The 223-nt window shown below is 61.4% G+C and carries 1 protein-coding gene; it reads right to left on the bottom strand.

What is annotated here, in order from left to right; genetic code table 11:
- On the bottom strand, window positions 1–223 hold a 223-nt coding region (locus tag E4K09_RS18565), incomplete at both ends, for an exonuclease domain-containing protein (RefSeq protein ID WP_280177479.1).

Raw genomic sequence — 223 nt, 5'->3', positions numbered from 1 at the left:
ATCGCGGATGAACGCGTAGAACTCTTCGACGATGGCGGCGAACACGGGCTTGTCGGCCAGGAACGCGTCGCTCAGCCCGTGCACCGCGAAGGCGCCGGGAGAAACCGGACATTCCGGATTAATGTAGACGTGATAGCTCTTGCCCGTCGGAATGTGGTTGAGGAGTTCGACGCAGCCGATCTCGATGATCCGGTCGCCCTTGGCGTGATCGGTGCCGGTGGTT

It is taken from the genome of Microvirga pakistanensis (genome assembly GCF_004458765.1).
Lineage (GTDB): Bacteria > Pseudomonadota > Alphaproteobacteria > Rhizobiales > Beijerinckiaceae > Microvirga > Microvirga pakistanensis.
This window is presented reverse-complemented; position numbering and strand designations above follow the sequence as displayed.